This window comes from Streptomyces sp. NPDC059092, assembly GCF_042756365.1.
Taxonomy (GTDB): Bacteria; Actinomycetota; Actinomycetes; order Streptomycetales; family Streptomycetaceae; genus Streptomyces.
Map to the genome: position 1 here is coordinate 1 of NZ_JBHZEJ010000016.1, position 13,665 is coordinate 13,665.

General features: G+C 71.8%; 13 protein-coding genes. 10 read left to right on the top strand and 3 right to left on the bottom strand.

Annotated elements, in window-relative coordinates; genetic code table 11:
- Positions 1-131 precede the first annotated feature (131 nt).
- The 5 genes from ACFXPL_RS12365 (at position 132) to ACFXPL_RS12385 (ending at position 4,726) form a co-directional block, all read left to right on the top strand.
- Entirely contained in the window at positions 132-1,136 is a 1,005-nt protein-coding gene (locus tag ACFXPL_RS12365) for a carbohydrate ABC transporter permease (RefSeq protein WP_384916709.1), read from the top strand.
- The gene (locus ACFXPL_RS12370) at positions 1,133-2,032 is read left to right on the top strand and encodes a carbohydrate ABC transporter permease (protein ID WP_384916712.1); all 900 of its coding nucleotides are present in this window, start codon (positions 1,133-1,135) and stop codon (positions 2,030-2,032) included. The genes ACFXPL_RS12365 and ACFXPL_RS12370 overlap by 4 nt, the downstream gene beginning before the upstream one ends.
- 151 nt (positions 2,033-2,183) lie before the next feature.
- Positions 2,184-2,864 carry a ferritin-like domain-containing protein gene (locus ACFXPL_RS12375; RefSeq protein ID WP_384916715.1) on the top strand — a complete coding sequence of 227 codons (681 nt, stop codon included), beginning with the start codon at positions 2,184-2,186 and terminating at the stop codon, positions 2,862-2,864.
- On the top strand, positions 2,861-3,718 hold the full coding sequence (locus ACFXPL_RS12380) for a ferritin-like domain-containing protein (protein ID WP_384916718.1): 858 nt from the start codon (positions 2,861-2,863) through the stop codon (positions 3,716-3,718). Before ACFXPL_RS12375 ends, ACFXPL_RS12380 begins: the two co-directional genes overlap by 4 nt.
- A gap of 141 nt (positions 3,719-3,859) precedes the next feature.
- Positions 3,860-4,726 carry an endo alpha-1,4 polygalactosaminidase gene (locus ACFXPL_RS12385; protein ID WP_384916721.1) on the top strand — a complete coding sequence of 289 codons (867 nt, stop codon included), beginning with the start codon at positions 3,860-3,862 and terminating at the stop codon, positions 4,724-4,726.
- A gap of 538 nt (positions 4,727-5,264) precedes the next feature.
- Here the strand turns inward: ACFXPL_RS12385 and ACFXPL_RS12390 are convergent.
- The 3 genes from ACFXPL_RS12390 to ACFXPL_RS12400 form a co-directional block, all read right to left on the bottom strand.
- Positions 5,265-5,657, bottom strand: a complete 393-nt coding sequence (locus ACFXPL_RS12390; RefSeq protein WP_384916723.1) for a hypothetical protein — start codon at positions 5,655-5,657, stop codon at positions 5,265-5,267.
- A 46-nt stretch (positions 5,658-5,703) separates the two neighbouring features.
- Positions 5,704-6,423, bottom strand: coding sequence for an HAD family hydrolase (locus tag ACFXPL_RS12395; RefSeq protein ID WP_384916725.1), 720 nt, complete (start codon positions 6,421-6,423; stop codon positions 5,704-5,706).
- A gap of 236 nt (positions 6,424-6,659) precedes the next feature.
- Positions 6,660-7,568: a ScbA/BarX family gamma-butyrolactone biosynthesis protein gene (locus ACFXPL_RS12400; RefSeq protein ID WP_384916727.1), complete on the bottom strand. Its 909-nt coding sequence runs from the start codon at positions 7,566-7,568 to the stop codon at positions 6,660-6,662.
- A gap of 149 nt (positions 7,569-7,717) precedes the next feature.
- On the opposite strand from ACFXPL_RS12400, the gene ACFXPL_RS12405 reads away from it, so the two are divergent.
- From ACFXPL_RS12405 to iolD, 5 genes are all read left to right on the top strand, one after another.
- Complete coding sequence (locus ACFXPL_RS12405) at positions 7,718-8,596, top strand: ScbR family autoregulator-binding transcription factor (protein WP_384916730.1); 879 nt, start codon at positions 7,718-7,720, stop codon at positions 8,594-8,596.
- Between the two features lie 267 nt (positions 8,597-8,863).
- Positions 8,864-9,928, top strand: a complete 1,065-nt coding sequence (gene iolC / locus ACFXPL_RS12410) for a 5-dehydro-2-deoxygluconokinase (RefSeq protein WP_384916734.1) — start codon at positions 8,864-8,866, stop codon at positions 9,926-9,928.
- Positions 9,921-10,790, top strand: a complete 870-nt coding sequence (locus tag ACFXPL_RS12415) for an aldolase (RefSeq protein WP_384916737.1) — start codon at positions 9,921-9,923, stop codon at positions 10,788-10,790. Before iolC ends, ACFXPL_RS12415 begins: the two co-directional genes overlap by 8 nt.
- Before the next feature lie 77 nt (positions 10,791-10,867).
- Positions 10,868-11,773, top strand: coding sequence for a 5-deoxy-glucuronate isomerase (gene iolB / locus ACFXPL_RS12420; protein ID WP_384917009.1), 906 nt, complete (start codon positions 10,868-10,870; stop codon positions 11,771-11,773).
- Positions 11,773-13,656 (top strand): 3D-(3,5/4)-trihydroxycyclohexane-1,2-dione acylhydrolase (decyclizing), encoded by a 1,884-nt coding sequence (iolD, locus tag ACFXPL_RS12425; RefSeq protein ID WP_384916740.1) that lies wholly within the window; start codon positions 11,773-11,775, stop codon positions 13,654-13,656. The genes iolB and iolD overlap by 1 nt, the downstream gene beginning before the upstream one ends.
- Positions 13,657-13,665 lie beyond the last annotated feature (9 nt).

The window sequence follows — 13,665 nt, forward strand, 5'->3', positions numbered from 1 at the left end:
CCGCACCCCGCCCCCCGGGCGCCCCGGGCCACCCAGCCCCCCCCGGCCGGGCCGCTACGCCCGGTACGGCCGGCCCCCCCCCCGCGCCCCAACGCGGGGAGGGCACCTGGGGCTGGCTGTTCGTCAGCCCCATGGTGCTCGGCCTGGGTCTCTTCCTGGTTCTGCCGATCCTGATGGCCCTGTGGGTGAGCCTGCTGCACTGGGACGGCCAGTCCAACCCGTTCTCCGGTGACGCCGACTTCGTCGGTCTCGACAACTACCGGTCGCTGCTCACCCAGGACGGTCTGGACCGCACGCTCTTCGCGACCGCCCTGCGCAACAACGCCTACTACGTGGTGCTGACGGTGCCGCTCCAGACCGGCCTGGCGCTGGGACTGGCGCTGCTCGTCAACCAGAAGCTGCTGCGCGGGCGCGGCGCGCTGCGCACCGCGTTCTTCTTCCCCTCGGTCACCAGCTCCATCGCCGTCTCCACGGTCTTCCTCTTCCTCTTCCAGGGCAGCGGGGCCGTCAACTCCCTGCTGTCGTGGATCGGGGTCAAGGGACCGAACTGGTTCGCGGATCCACGCGGTGTGCTCTCCCTGATCCTCGGCTCGCTGGGCGTCGTCGACCCGGAGCGGCCCACCGGGATGCTGGCCGAGCACACCGCCATGGGGCTGTCGTGGTTCGAGTGGCTGTCCGGCCCCTCGGTCGCGATGTGCACGATCATCCTGCTCTCCGTGTGGACCACGTCGGGCACCTTCATGCTGATCTTCCTCGCGGCGCTCCAGGACATCCCGAGGGAGTTGGAGGAGGCCGCGGCGCTCGAAGGCGTCAACCGCCGCCAGCTCCTGCGGTACGTGACGCTCCCGGCGCTGCGTCCCGTGCTCTTCCTGGTCCTCACCCTGGGGCTGATCTCCACCTGGCAGGTCTTCGACCAGGTGTACGTGATGGGCCAGGGCGCCCCGGGCAACACGACGCTGACGCCCGCGTTCCTGTCGTACTCCGCGGGCTTCGACAACGCGGACTTCGGCCAGGGCTCGGCGATCGCGTTCATCCTGCTCGCCCTGATCCTCTGCCTGACCGCCCTCCAGCGCTGGGCGCTGGGTGAGCGCGGCGCGGGCACCAGGCGGAACCGACGTACGAGGAGGAACCGATGACCGCCTCGGGCACGCGGGTACGCGACCGGGCCCGCCCGGTACTGCCCCGGTTCCCGCTGCCGCTGCGCACCGCGGGGTACGTGCTGGTGGTGGGTATGGGGCTGCTCTATCTGCTGCCGTTCGCGCTCCAGTTGGTGACCGGGTTCAAGACCGACCCGGACGCCGCCACGCATCCGCTGTCGCTGCTGCCCGCGACGCCGACGACCGCCGCCTACCAGCGGCTGTTCGGGCTTGGCCAGGGCGACGACGGGGTGCCGTTCCTGCGCTGGCTCTCCAACTCGGCGCTGGTGGCCGTGCTGGTGACCGCGGGGCGGGTGCTGTTCGACTCGATGGCCGGTTACGCGCTGGCGCGGCTGCGCTTCCGGGGCCGCTCGCTGCTGTTCGGCTTCGTCGTCGCGCTGATCGCGGTCCCCGGGGTGACGCTGCTCATTCCGAAGTTCCTGGTGCTCAACACCTTCGGCATCTTCGACACGTACACCGGCATGATCCTGCCGCTGCTGGTGGACGCGGCGGGCGTCTTCATCATGAAGCAGTTCTTCGAATCGGTGCCGCGCGAGGTGGAGGAGGCGGCGCGGGTCGACGGAGCGGGGGTGTTCCGGATCTTCTGGTCCGTCGTCCTGCCGATGGCGCGGCCCGCACTGATCACCCTGACGATCCTGTCGTTCCAGGGCTCGTGGAACGAGTTCACCCACTTCCTCGTCTCCACCCAGTCCGCGCAGTACGAGACGCTCACCACCGGACTGGCCCGCTTCGTCTCGGGCGGGCTCGGCGGCGGTACGCAGTATCCGCTGAAGCTGGCGGCGGCGCTGCTCTCCACCCTGCCGGTGGCCGCGCTGTTCTTCTGCTTCCAGCGGTACTTCGTCAGCAACGCCAACTCGGGGGCCGTCAAGGAGTAGCGCGGTGCCCGGACGGGGCGGGGCGCGTAATCGGCCGATCCGGTGAAACACCACCGGCCCGCCGGTGACGTCCCCCGCCCCGTCCGCGTTCCTCTCGCGAAGGTGTCGTGGGGTGCCCGCGGCCGTGCGGGCCCCGACGAGAGGGGGCGTGATGAGCGCGGAGCACACCGGGGCCCGGCCGCCGGCACAACTCACCGAGCGGGCGTGGCTTCCGCACAGCGGCACACCGCGCGTCACGGGCGGGCTGAGGGCGCCGGTCGCGTCCGAGGAGGACATCATGGCGCTGCAGACGGCGGCGTCGCTGGAGAACCTGGCGGTGAGCGCCTACCGGGCCGCCGCGCGTCTGCCGTTCATCGGCAACGGCAACAGGACGGTCGTGGAGTTCATCGCCAGGACCACGCGCCACCACGAGGAGCACGCCAAGGCGTTCAACGCCGCGGTGACCCGGGCCGGCGGCCGGGCCCAGACCGGGACCGACCCGAAGTACGCGGCCGTGGTCAGGAAGGCGCTGCCGACCCTCAGGACCCCGGGGGACGTGGTCGGGCTGGCGATCTCCCTGGAGGACGTGGCCGCGCAGACGTACACGAAGAACATCGGCCAGGTCAGCAGCGCGTCGCTGCGCCGGCTCTTCGGTTCGGTCGCCCCGGTCGAGGCGCAGCACCGGGCGACGCTGCTGGTGGTACGGGCGCTGCTCGCCGCCGGTGACGAGCGGCTGATCGCGCGCCCCACCGATGCCGGGGAGCTGCCGGCGGCGGTCGGTTCCGTCGGCTTCCCCGACGCGTTCCAGTCGACGGCCGACGCGTCGCCCGTCGCGGAGGGGGCGATCCGATGAGTACGGGTACGGGTACGGGCGCGGCGCGCGGCGGCTGGGAGCTGCCCATCGGTGAGGACCGGCTCGACCGTCTCACCCGTGAGATGGCCGAGGCACACCAGGAGACCCTGCCCGTACTGCGGGCGTCCGCCGCAGCTCTGGCGGAACGGCTCGGGGCCGGCCGTGCGGGGCGGGAGGGAGCGCCGGACGCCGGGCGCCGCCGGTTCCTGCGGGGCGCCGGGGGCGCCGGGGCCGCGTTCGCGCTGGCGGCCTGCTCGGGCGGGGGGAGCGGCGGCCCGTCCTCCGGTGGCCCGTCCTCCGGCTCCGCGTCCTCCGGCTCGGCGGCGGACCCCGTCGCGGACACGGTCACGTACCCCGGTGACCTGCGGACCGTCGCGCTGGCGGCGGCGCTGGAGAACCAGGCGGTCGGCGCGTACCGGACCGCCCTGGCGGCGGGCAGGGCGGGCAGGCTCGGCACCGTACCGCCCGCCGTATCGGCCTTCCTCACGACGGCGATGGCGCAGCACGCGGACCACGCCGAGGCGTGGAACTCGCTGCTGGCGGACGCGGACAGGCCCGCGGTCACGGGGGTGCCGCTCTCCGACCGCGAGGAGGTCGCCGCCGCGCTGGGCAAGGCGCGGAGCGTGGGCGACGTCGCGGCGCTGGCACTTCAGCTGGAGAACCAGGCGGCGCAGACGTATCTGCTCTCGGTCTACGGCGTGAAGACCGCATCGGTGATCGAGACGGCGGCGACGATCGCGCCCGTGGAGGCGATGCACGCGGCCGTCCTGTCCTTCGTGGTGGGGCGTTACCCGGTGCCGGACGCGTTCCTGCCGGTCCACCGGGCGGCGAGGCCGACCCTCCTGACGGAGTGAAACCGGACGGGTGCGGTGCGCCTCCTCCGACCCCTCTGACCGGGGGCGGAGCCGGGACGCGGCGGGCGCGGTGGGAGAATGGGACCCGTCAGCCGCTCCACACCTCACCACACTTCACCGCACCGAGATCGAGGCACCACCTTGCCGTTCGCCCCAGTCGCCCGCGCATCGGCGGCTCCCCTGCTCGCCCTGTCCCTCGCGCTCGCGCTCACCGGCTGCGGCCCGAGCGAGGACTCCCCCGGCAAGGCCTCCGGCAACTCCTCTGCCACGAGCGCGAGTTCGGCCCCTCAGGTGAAGCAGCCGAAGGCGAACGAGCCCTTCGACTATCAGCTCGGCGGGGCGTACGACCCGCCCGCCGGGGTCCGTACGGTCATCAGGGACCGTACGTCGAAGCCCGCAGCCGGGGCGTTCAACATCTGCTACGTCAACGCCTATCAGACGCAGCCGGACGCCGTGGAGTGGTGGGAGGAGAACCATCCGGACCTGCTGTTGCGGGACACGGACGGCGACACCGTCATCGACGAGGACTGGGACGAGCCGCTGCTGGACGTCTCCACCGCCGACCGCCGTGAACAGTTGGCGGGCATCGTCGGCGGGTGGATCGACGGCTGCGCGCGGGACGGCTTCGACGCCGTCGAGGCGGACAACCTGGACTCGTACCTGAGGTCGGACTCCCTGCTCGACCGCGAGCAGGCGGTCGCCTTCGCCGATCTGCTGGCGGCGCGCGCCCACCGGGCGGGGCTGGCGATCGGCCAGAAGAACGCCGTGGAGATGACCGGGGCACGGGACGAGATCGGCTTCGACTTCGCGGTCGCCGAGGAGTGCGGGCGCTACGACGAGTGCGGGGAGTACGCCGACGCGTACGACGACAAGGTGCTGGTGGTCGAGTACCGGCGGGCGGACTTCACCACGGCGTGCGAGAAGTGGGGCGACCGGCTGTCGATCGTGCTGCGCGACCTCGACGTCGTACCGGCGGGAGAGCCGGACCACGTCAACGAGCGCTGCTGACGGAGCCGAGCGGCCGGCGGCGGTGGGGGCGGCCCGGTACCGCGACGACCTCGGCGACGAGAACGAGGCCGACACGATCACCGAGGCGGGCCAGAAGTCCCAGCCTCCGCCGTTCCTCACGCGTGTGAAGGGCGCCGCCACCGAACACCGTCGCGGTGCGTTACTTACCTGCGTGAGCTTTCCGCCACAGGGACTGCGTGGGCGGGGAGGCGCTCTGCACGGGCACGACTCGCCCAGGGCGAGCGCGCCGGCTGCCGGCGCCATGACGGTACCCGCCCTGCGGGTGAACCGATGGCCCGACATCGTGGACGGCAACACACTCGGTGATCTTCTCCACGAAGGGCTGGAACCCCGGGGCAATGGAACCCCGGGACGATTACGCCAGCCTGGTCATCCTCGCCCCCGGGGCACAGGCATTCTTCTGCGAGCCGCCCGAACTCGCCCGCCGCATGATGGCGGCCATACGCGTGCGGGCCGGCTCCGGGGCGGGGCCGGCCCGTACGCCGCAGACCGCGCTCCGCCGCCCATCCACCCGGGGTCACCGGCGGCGGAGCCACCGGGGCCATCGGGGGGTGTGGCGGGGGCGGCGCGGGGGAAGTGCCTGGCCGGGGGGCCGGGGGGCGGGGTTGTCCGTGTCGGGTGGAAGGCGCAGCCCCTCCTTGTCGTAGCGGGTGGCCGCGATCACCTCCACCAGCCGCTCCTCGTCGAAGTCCTCCGAGCCCCGCACATGCGGGACGAAGCCGACGAGCACCCCGTCCTCGACGACCTCGGCCCGCAGTCCCAGCTCCCCGTCGATGTCCCAGACGGCCTCACCGCCGTCGAACAGGACGACCCTGACGCCGCACTGGTACACGCCCAGGTGTGCCAGATGGGCCGGTACGCCCCGGGCGCGCAGCGACGACACGAGACGGCCGGCACGTTCCTCGTCCATCCGATGGCCATCTCCCTGTGCGGCGACTTTTAGGAGTGATAGGTCCTCAGGGCTTCATGGTAGGCCGATTCCACGAGATCTGGGCGGGCACGCGGTCGCCCGCCCAGTCACGCACCTCCGGCTCGTCCAGTGAGCGTACCCACAGGTCGACCAGTGCCATGGTGCGCTCCGAGGGCCACGGGCCGACGCCCAGGATGCGCATCCCGGCCCGGTCCGCGGCCTCGATCCCGCAGTGGGAGTCCTCGACCGCGAGGGTGTCGGCCGGGTCCGCGCCGCAGAGCCGGGCCGCGGTGAGATAGACGTCCGGGTGCGGCTTGGGTCTGATGCCCAGGTCGTCGTCGGGTACGACGACCTGGGCGAAGAGATCGAGCAGCCCCGCGGTGGCGAGCGAGGACTCCACCACCGCTCTCGGGCAGTTGCTGGCGACGGCCAGCGGGGCGAACCTGGCCGTCTGTTCGACGAGTTGGCGCGCGCCCGGCATGGTCAGGGGCCGGTCGGCGACCAAGGCGCCGAAGTGTGCGAGCAACCGTTCCGTCAGGTCCTCGCCCAGCTCGGGGTGGCCCGCCTCCTCGGCCATGAGAACGCCGCACTCCGTGTAGTGCAGCCCTTTGGCGCGTTCGGCGAAGCCCGGCGCCGGGGTGAACCCGAACTCGCGCAGGGCGCGGAGGCGCGCGTCCTGCCAGTGGCATTCGGTGTCCATGAGAGTGCCGTCACAGTCGAAGACGATGGCGGCAGGTGTCCAGGAAAGGATGCGTTGAGCTGTCATCCGATTGTTTCCGTTCAGGAGAGCCCTGACAGCGGCAGCACCGGCCACCGCGTCGATGTGAATACACCGCGGGCGCGAGGGTCACCCGCTAAGAAGCGGGTGCTGTTCCAGGGGGTCGGTGGATACGACCTCGGAATGGAGGCCGGATCCAGCGACCACCGAAGAACATAACGATCGCTACGCTAGAGAGAGAAACATTGAGCAGTCAAGCGATCGCATTTAGTATCGCTATCTGCTTATTGGTAACGCAGCACCCCGAAAGCCTTCTGCTGACCGTCCTGGAAAAAGCGGAAAACGCAGGTCGCGTGGTGCGGAACGCACAGCACGCGGGCAGGCGGCGCGTATTCGATGAAGCGCGCCGTTTTCAGCCGACCGGCGGTAGGGCGCAGCAGCCTGCCGCGGCTCACGAAGGCCGCCGCCTGACGCGCGGCCTCCAGAACGATCATGCCCGGCAGATGGTCGGTCGCGTGATCGAAGAAGTACGGATGCCTCATGTCCGCGGGTTCCACCAGGAGGGTGGCGCCGTCGGTCCCGATCACGACGTCGTGCGCGCCGCTCACCCCGACGCCGCCCGGTTCCGGGCGGGTACGGTCGGCGGGCCCGGCGGGCGCGGTGGCCGTCGTACGGCCCTCCCGTACGGCGTCGTACTGCTCGGGCCGGAAGAACCGGGCGCCGCCCCCGGCGCGCGCGAAGCGCACCCCGCCGGCCAGGTAGTCGACGTCCAGCCGGAGCCCGTTGACCGCGCCGTCGGCGTCGTGGCGCAGGCCGCTCACGGCCACCCGGCAGGTGACGCCGGTGGCGCCCGAGACCAGCCGCGGTTCGGCGGTGGGGTCGACCTCGAAGAACAGATCGGTGATGACCAGGTTCGCCGACGGCTGGACCGCGAGGTACCGCAGGGGGATGTAGATACCGAGCTGACGCAGCGTCTCGACGATCATCAGCGGACTGTGCAGATCACCCCCGCGCGGGAAGGTCGGGTGGGAGCGCGGCCAGGAGGCCGCGGCCTCGAATCCGCCGCCCCTCACCGGCCGTACGTCGGTGAGCAGCACCTCCGCGACGGAGGCGCGGTGCACCAGTTCACGGGCGACGGTGCGCGACCAGGAGAGGGGCCTGTCGTACCTGTCGATATCAACCGATGTGTTCATGCGACAAGAACATCGTAATTCTCATGATTACGCACCCGCTCCCACCCCGGGGGAGCGCCACCGGGGCCCGCCGGTAAAGGCGCTAGATTGCCTCCTGTCAGGTGACGGAACGGCAATTCGGGGTACACGTGCAGGTACGGACGGAACAGGTGCGGGCGAAAACGACGCGGAGGTTTCTCCTTGAAGCGGCGGCACATTTGTTCGACGAACGAGGTTATGTCGGAACCAGCATCAGTGATATCAGCACACAATCAGGTCGCACGAGCGGAGCAATTTATTTCCATTACTCCAGCAAGGAGAATCTCGCGCTGGCCATCGTGCAGGAGCATTTCGCGGCCTGGCCGGAGCTGATCGGACGCTACCGGACGGCCGAATTCCCCGCCCTGGAGCGACTGGTCGCACTGAGTTTCGACGTGGCGAGGGCCTTCCGTGACGATGTGGTGATCCGCGCCGGGTCCCGGCTCTGGGCGGAGCGCTCCGCCATCGACGTCACGCTGCCGCGCCCCTTCGTGGGGTGGCTGGAGACGGTCACCGCACTGCTCGAAGAGGCGCGCGAGGAAGGGGCGCTCGCCGAGGGGGTCGCCCCGGACATGGCCGCGCACGGACTGGTCTGCGCGTTCTTCGGGCTGCACACCGTCTCGGACGCGCTGGAGGGGCGCCGCCAGATCGAGGAGGGGCTGCACGATCTGTGGCTGCTGCTCCTGACCGCACTCCAGCCGGAGTGCGACGCGCGGGCGCTGCTCGTCCGGGCGCGCGAACAGCGCGAACGGATGCGGCGGGCCGAGCCCCCGGCGGAGGACGGGACGCAGGGCGGGCCGAAGGGAGGGCCGAAGGGAGGGCCGAAGGGCGAGGGGAAGGCGCCGCGGAAGAGAAAGACCACGGCGGCGGGGAAGGGCAAGGCCGTGGGAAAGGGCACGGCGACGGGGAAGAGCGCCGGCAAGGGGAAGAGCGCCCTGAAGTCGGACGGCCGGCGCGGGGCCCTGGCCGCCGTCCCGCCGGTACGCCGACGGGACGGCGTCGGATCGTAGACGGACCGGGTACGGGTACGGGTACGGCACCGCCGCCGGCGACCTGTCGGCGGGACAGAGGGAACGGGCCGGCGCCGCGTCGGCCGGGCGGCCCGGATCCGCCCCGGGAGGCGGTGCCGCGCCGCCCGGGAGGCGGTGCCGCGCTCGCCGCCCGTTCGCGGGGAAACCCATGTTTACAAACTATTGACAGGACATATGGACATCGCGCATCGTTCTCGCAACTAGAGCGCGCTAGTAGAGCGTGCCAGGTGCTGGAGGTCCCCACACATGGCAGTCCTGGACGTCCTGACCATGGGACGGGTCGGAGTCGACATCTATCCGCTGCAGACAGGGGTCGGCCTGGCGGACGTCACCTCGTTCGGCAAGTACCTGGGCGGCAGCCCCACCAACGTCGCCGTCGCCGCGGCCCGTTACGGCCGGAACACGGCGGTGATCACCAAGACCGGCGACGACCCCTTCGGGCAGTACGTACGGCGCGCGCTCACCGAGTACGGCGTCGACCCCACGCACGTCGGGGTCTCCGGCGTCGCGCCCACCCCGGTGACGTTCTGCGAGATCTTCCCGCCGGACGACTTCCCCCTCCACTTCTACCGGCTGCCCCTCGCCCCCGACCTGGACATCCGCCCCGACGAACTGGACCTCGGCGCCGTCGCGTCGGCCCGGATCTTCTGGATGTCCGGCACCGGGCTGAGCGCCGAGCCGAGCCGCTCCGCCACGCTCGCGGCGCTCCGGCACCGCGACCGGGCGTCCATCACCGTCTTCGATCTCGACTGGCGGCCGATGTTCTGGGAGAGCCCGTACGGAGACGGCCGCGCCCTCCGGTCCGAGGAGGTGAGGGCGGAGGCCCGCCTGTACTACCGCGAGGCCCTGGCCCACGCCACCGTCGCCGTCGGCAACCGGGAGGAGTGCGAGGTCGCCACCGGCGAGACCGAGCCGTACGCCGCCGCCCGCGCGCTGCTGGCGCTCGGTGTCGAGACCGCCGTCGTCAAGCAGGGCCCCAAGGGCGTGCTCGCCATGGACCGGTCCGGCCACGCGGTCGAAGTGCCGCCCGCACCCGTCGACGTCGTCAACGGCCTCGGTGCGGGCGACGCGTTCGGCGGCGCGCTCTGCCACGGTCTGCTGGCCGGCTGGGACCTGACCCGGACGATGCGCTTCGCCAACGCCGCGGGCGCGATCGTCGCCGGTGAACTGGCCTGTTCGGACGCCATGCCCGACACGGCGGCGGTCGAGGCGAAGCTCACGGAGAGCGCGAAGCTCATGGACAGCGCGAAGCTCACAGCGAGCACGACCGAGGAGGAGAGCAAGGGTGTCCAGGGAGTCCAGGGTGTCTGACCGGATCCGGCGGATCGTCGAGACGCGGGTCACCAACCCCGGCGCCATCGCCGAGGCCGCCGCCCGGCGGGTCAGAGCCGCCTCGCCGCTCGGCGGGAACGGCCGGGCGATGATCATCGCCGCGGACCACCCCGCGCGCGGCGCCAACTCGGTCGGCTCCGACCCCACCGCGATGGCCGACCGCGGCCGGCTCCTGGACCGGATGTGCGTCGCGCTGGAACGCCCCGGGGTGACAGGGGTCCTCTCCACCGCCGACATACTCGAAGACCTGCTGCTGCTCGGGGTGCTCGACGGCAAGACCGTCTTCGGCTCCATGAACCGCGCGGGGCTGGCCGGTTCGGCCTTCGAGATCGACGACCGGTTCACCGGGTACGACGCCGAGACCATCGCCGCCATGCGGTTCGACGGCGGCAAGACGCTCACCCGGATCTGCCTGGACGACCCGGCCACGCCCTCCGTGCTGGAGCAGACCGCGCGGGCCGTGGACGAGCTGAACGACCGCGAACTGATCGCCATGGTCGAGCCGTTCCTGTCGCACTGGGTGGACGGGAAGATCCGTAACGACCTCTCCCCCGACGCGGTGATCAAGTCGATCACCATCGCGTCCGGGCTCGGCCGGCGCAGCGCCTACACCTGGCTGAAGCTGCCCGTCGTCGAGGAGATGGAGCGGGTCCTCGCCTCCTCCACGCTGCCCGTGCTGCTGCTCGGCGGCGAGGTCAAGGACGCGGAGGCGGCGTTCACCGCCTGGCAGAAGGCGCTCTCCCTGCCGACCGTGCAGGGCCTGATCGTCGGCCGGTCGCTGCTCTACCCCGCGGACGGCGATGTCGCCGGCGCCGTGGACCGCGCGGTGAGCCTGCTGTGAGGGACAACGGCCCGGCTGTGCGAGAGAACGAACCCGCCGTGCGGAACAACCCCGCCGTGCCGGACGACGAGGAGTCCGTGGTGAGTGACCACACCCTGCATCTGCCCGCCGGTTCCACCGCCGAGGGACCGTTCACCACGGTCGTCACCCCCGAGTCGGCGCGCTGGGGCCACTCCGGGCTGCGCGTCGTCGAACTCGCCGCGGGCGAGCAGGTCTCCCTCCCCACCGGCGACAGCGAGTATCTGGTGCTGCCGCTCAGCGGGTCCTGCACGGTCGCCGCCGACGGCAGGACCCTCCTCCTCGCCGGCCGGGACGGCGTCTTCGACGCGGTCACCGACTTCGCGTACCTGCCGCGCGACACCGACGCCGTGGTCCGCAGCGAGCGCGGGGGCCGGTTCGCCCTCCCGTCGGCGCGCTGCGAGCGGCGGCTGACCGTACGGTACGGCCCCGCCCAGGACGTACCCGCCGAGCTGCGCGGCGCCGGGAACTGCTCGCGCCAGGTCAACAACTACTGCCTGCCCGGCACGTTCGAGGCGGACCAGCTCCTCGTCTGCGAAGTGCTCACCCCCGGCGGCAACTGGTCCTCGTACCCGCCCCACAAGCACGACGAGGTCCGCCACGACGCGCACGGGAACCCGGTCGAGAGCGAGCTGGAGGAGATCTACTACTTCGAGATCGCGCCAGGACCCGCCGGGCCGGGACTCGCCTACCAGCGGGTGTACGGGACGGCGGAGCGGCCCCTCGACGTCCTCGCCGAGGTGCGGGACGGGGACACGGTGCTGATCCCGCACGGCTGGCACGGCCCCTCGATCGCCGCCCCCGGCTACGACCTCTACTACCTGAACGTCATGGCCGGCCCCGGACAGGACCGCGCCTGGCTGATCTGCGACGACCCGGCACACGGCTGGGTCCGCGCCACCTGGGAGGACCAGGCCACCGACCCCCGGCTGCCGTTCGGCACCGGCACCCCGAAGGAGCTGTGATGGCGACGGAGACCGTACGGCTCACCACCGCGCAGGCGCTCGTACGGTTCCTGGCGCACCAGTACAGCGAGCGCGACGGCCAGGAACAGCGGCTGATCCCGGGCGTCTGGGGCATCTTCGGGCACGGCAACGTGGCGGGCCTCGGGCAGGCCCTGCTCCAGGCGGACCGTACCGGTGAGGCGGACCTCCCGTACCACCTGGCCCGCAACGAGCAGGGCATGGTGCACGCCGCCGTGGCCTTCGCGAAGATGCGCGACCGGCTCTCCGCGTACGCCTGCACCGCGTCCACAGGCCCCGGCTCCACCAACATGATCACGGGCGCCGCGCTGGCCACCACCAACCGGCTGCCGGTGCTGCTGCTGCCCAGCGACATGTTCGCCACCCGCGCCGCCGACCCGGTGCTCCAGCAGTTGGAGGACACCCGGGGCGGCGACGTCACCGTCAACGACGCCTTCCGGCCGGTGTCCAAGTACTTCGACCGGATCAGCCGGCCCGAACAGCTCGTGCCCGCCGCGCTCGCCGCGATGCGGGTGCTCACCGACCCGGTGGAGACCGGCGCGGTGACGCTCTGTCTGCCGCAGGACGTGCAGGCCGAGGCGTACGACTGGCCGGTGGCGTTCTTCCGCCGCCGCGTCTGGCACATCGGGCGGCCCGTGCCGGAACCCGCCGCGCTGGGGCGCGCCGCCGCCCTGCTGCGCACGGCGCGCAGGCCGCTGCTCGTCGCGGGCGGCGGCGTCGTGTACTCCGGCGCCGAGGCCGCGCTGCGCCACTTCGCCGAGGCCACCGGCATCCCGGTCGCGGACACCCACGCCGGCAAGGGGGCGCTGCCCTGGGACCATCCGAGCGCGGTCGGCGGCCTCGGCTCGACCGGTACGGCGGCGGCCAACGCGCTGGCCGCCGAGGCGGACGTCGTCATCGGCGTCGGCACGCGCTACAGCGACTTCACCACCGCGAGCCACACCCTGTTCGGCGATCCGGACGTGAAGTTCGTCAACCTCAACGTGGCCCGGCTCGACGCGGTGAAGCACTCCGCCGAGCCGCTGGTCGCCGACGCGCGGCTCGGACTCCAGGCGCTTGAGCGGGAGCTGGACGGCTGGAAGACCGACGACGCCTACCGGCAGCGGGTGCTGGAGCTGACGGCCGAGTGGCGGCGTACGGCGGAGGAGTGCTTCTCCCTCGGGCACGGGCCGCTGCCCGCGCAGACCGAGATCCTGGGCGCGCTGCGCCGGTCGCTCGACGACCGGGACGTCGTGATCAACGCGGCCGGCTCGATGCCGGGCGACCTCCAGATGCTGTGGCGCGCCCGCGACCCGAAGGCGTACCACGTCGAGTACGCGTACTCCTGCATGGGATACGAGGTGGCCGCGGGGCTCGGCGCGAAGATGGCCGATCCGAGCCGCGAGGTCGTCGTGCTGGTCGGTGACGGCTCGTATCTGATGATGGCCCAGGAGATCGTCACCATGGTCTCCGAGCGGATCAAGGTCATCATCGTGATCGTCCAGAACCACGGCTTCGCCTCGATCGGCGCGCTCTCCGAGTCGCTGGGCTCGCAGCGCTTCGGTACGCGCTACCGCTACCGGGACGACCAGAGCGGGCAGCTCGACGGCGATGTCCTGCCGGTCGACCTGGCGGCCAACGCCGCCTCGCTCGGCGCCGACGTCCTCCCCGCCGCCACCGTCGAGGAGTTCACCCGGGCGATGGCCAAGGCCCGGGCCTCGCACCGGACGACGGTCGTCCACGTCGAGACGGATCTGTACGGACCGAACCCGCCCGGCAGCGCCTGGTGGGACGTCCCGGTCAGCGAGGTCTCCGAACTGGAGTCGACCCGGCGGGCGTACGGGACGTACCGCGACGCCAAGCGCTCCCAGCGCCACTACCTCTGACGCCGCCCG

Coding starts and splice junctions, on each gene's coding strand:
- ACFXPL_RS12400 (WP_384916727.1), bottom strand. CDS start 7,568: ATGAACACATCGGTTGATATCGACAGGTACGACAGGCCCCTCTCCTGG.
- iolD (WP_384916740.1), top strand. CDS start 11,773: ATGGCGACGGAGACCGTACGGCTCACCACCGCGCAGGCGCTCGTACGG.
- ACFXPL_RS12370 (WP_384916712.1), top strand. CDS start 1,133: ATGACCGCCTCGGGCACGCGGGTACGCGACCGGGCCCGCCCGGTACTG.
- ACFXPL_RS12365 (WP_384916709.1), top strand. CDS start 132: ATGGTGCTCGGCCTGGGTCTCTTCCTGGTTCTGCCGATCCTGATGGCC.
- ACFXPL_RS12390 (WP_384916723.1), bottom strand. CDS start 5,657: ATGGACGAGGAACGTGCCGGCCGTCTCGTGTCGTCGCTGCGCGCCCGG.
- ACFXPL_RS12380 (WP_384916718.1), top strand. CDS start 2,861: ATGAGTACGGGTACGGGTACGGGCGCGGCGCGCGGCGGCTGGGAGCTG.
- iolC (WP_384916734.1), top strand. CDS start 8,864: ATGGCAGTCCTGGACGTCCTGACCATGGGACGGGTCGGAGTCGACATC.
- ACFXPL_RS12395 (WP_384916725.1), bottom strand. CDS start 6,423: ATGACAGCTCAACGCATCCTTTCCTGGACACCTGCCGCCATCGTCTTC.
- ACFXPL_RS12375 (WP_384916715.1), top strand. CDS start 2,184: ATGAGCGCGGAGCACACCGGGGCCCGGCCGCCGGCACAACTCACCGAG.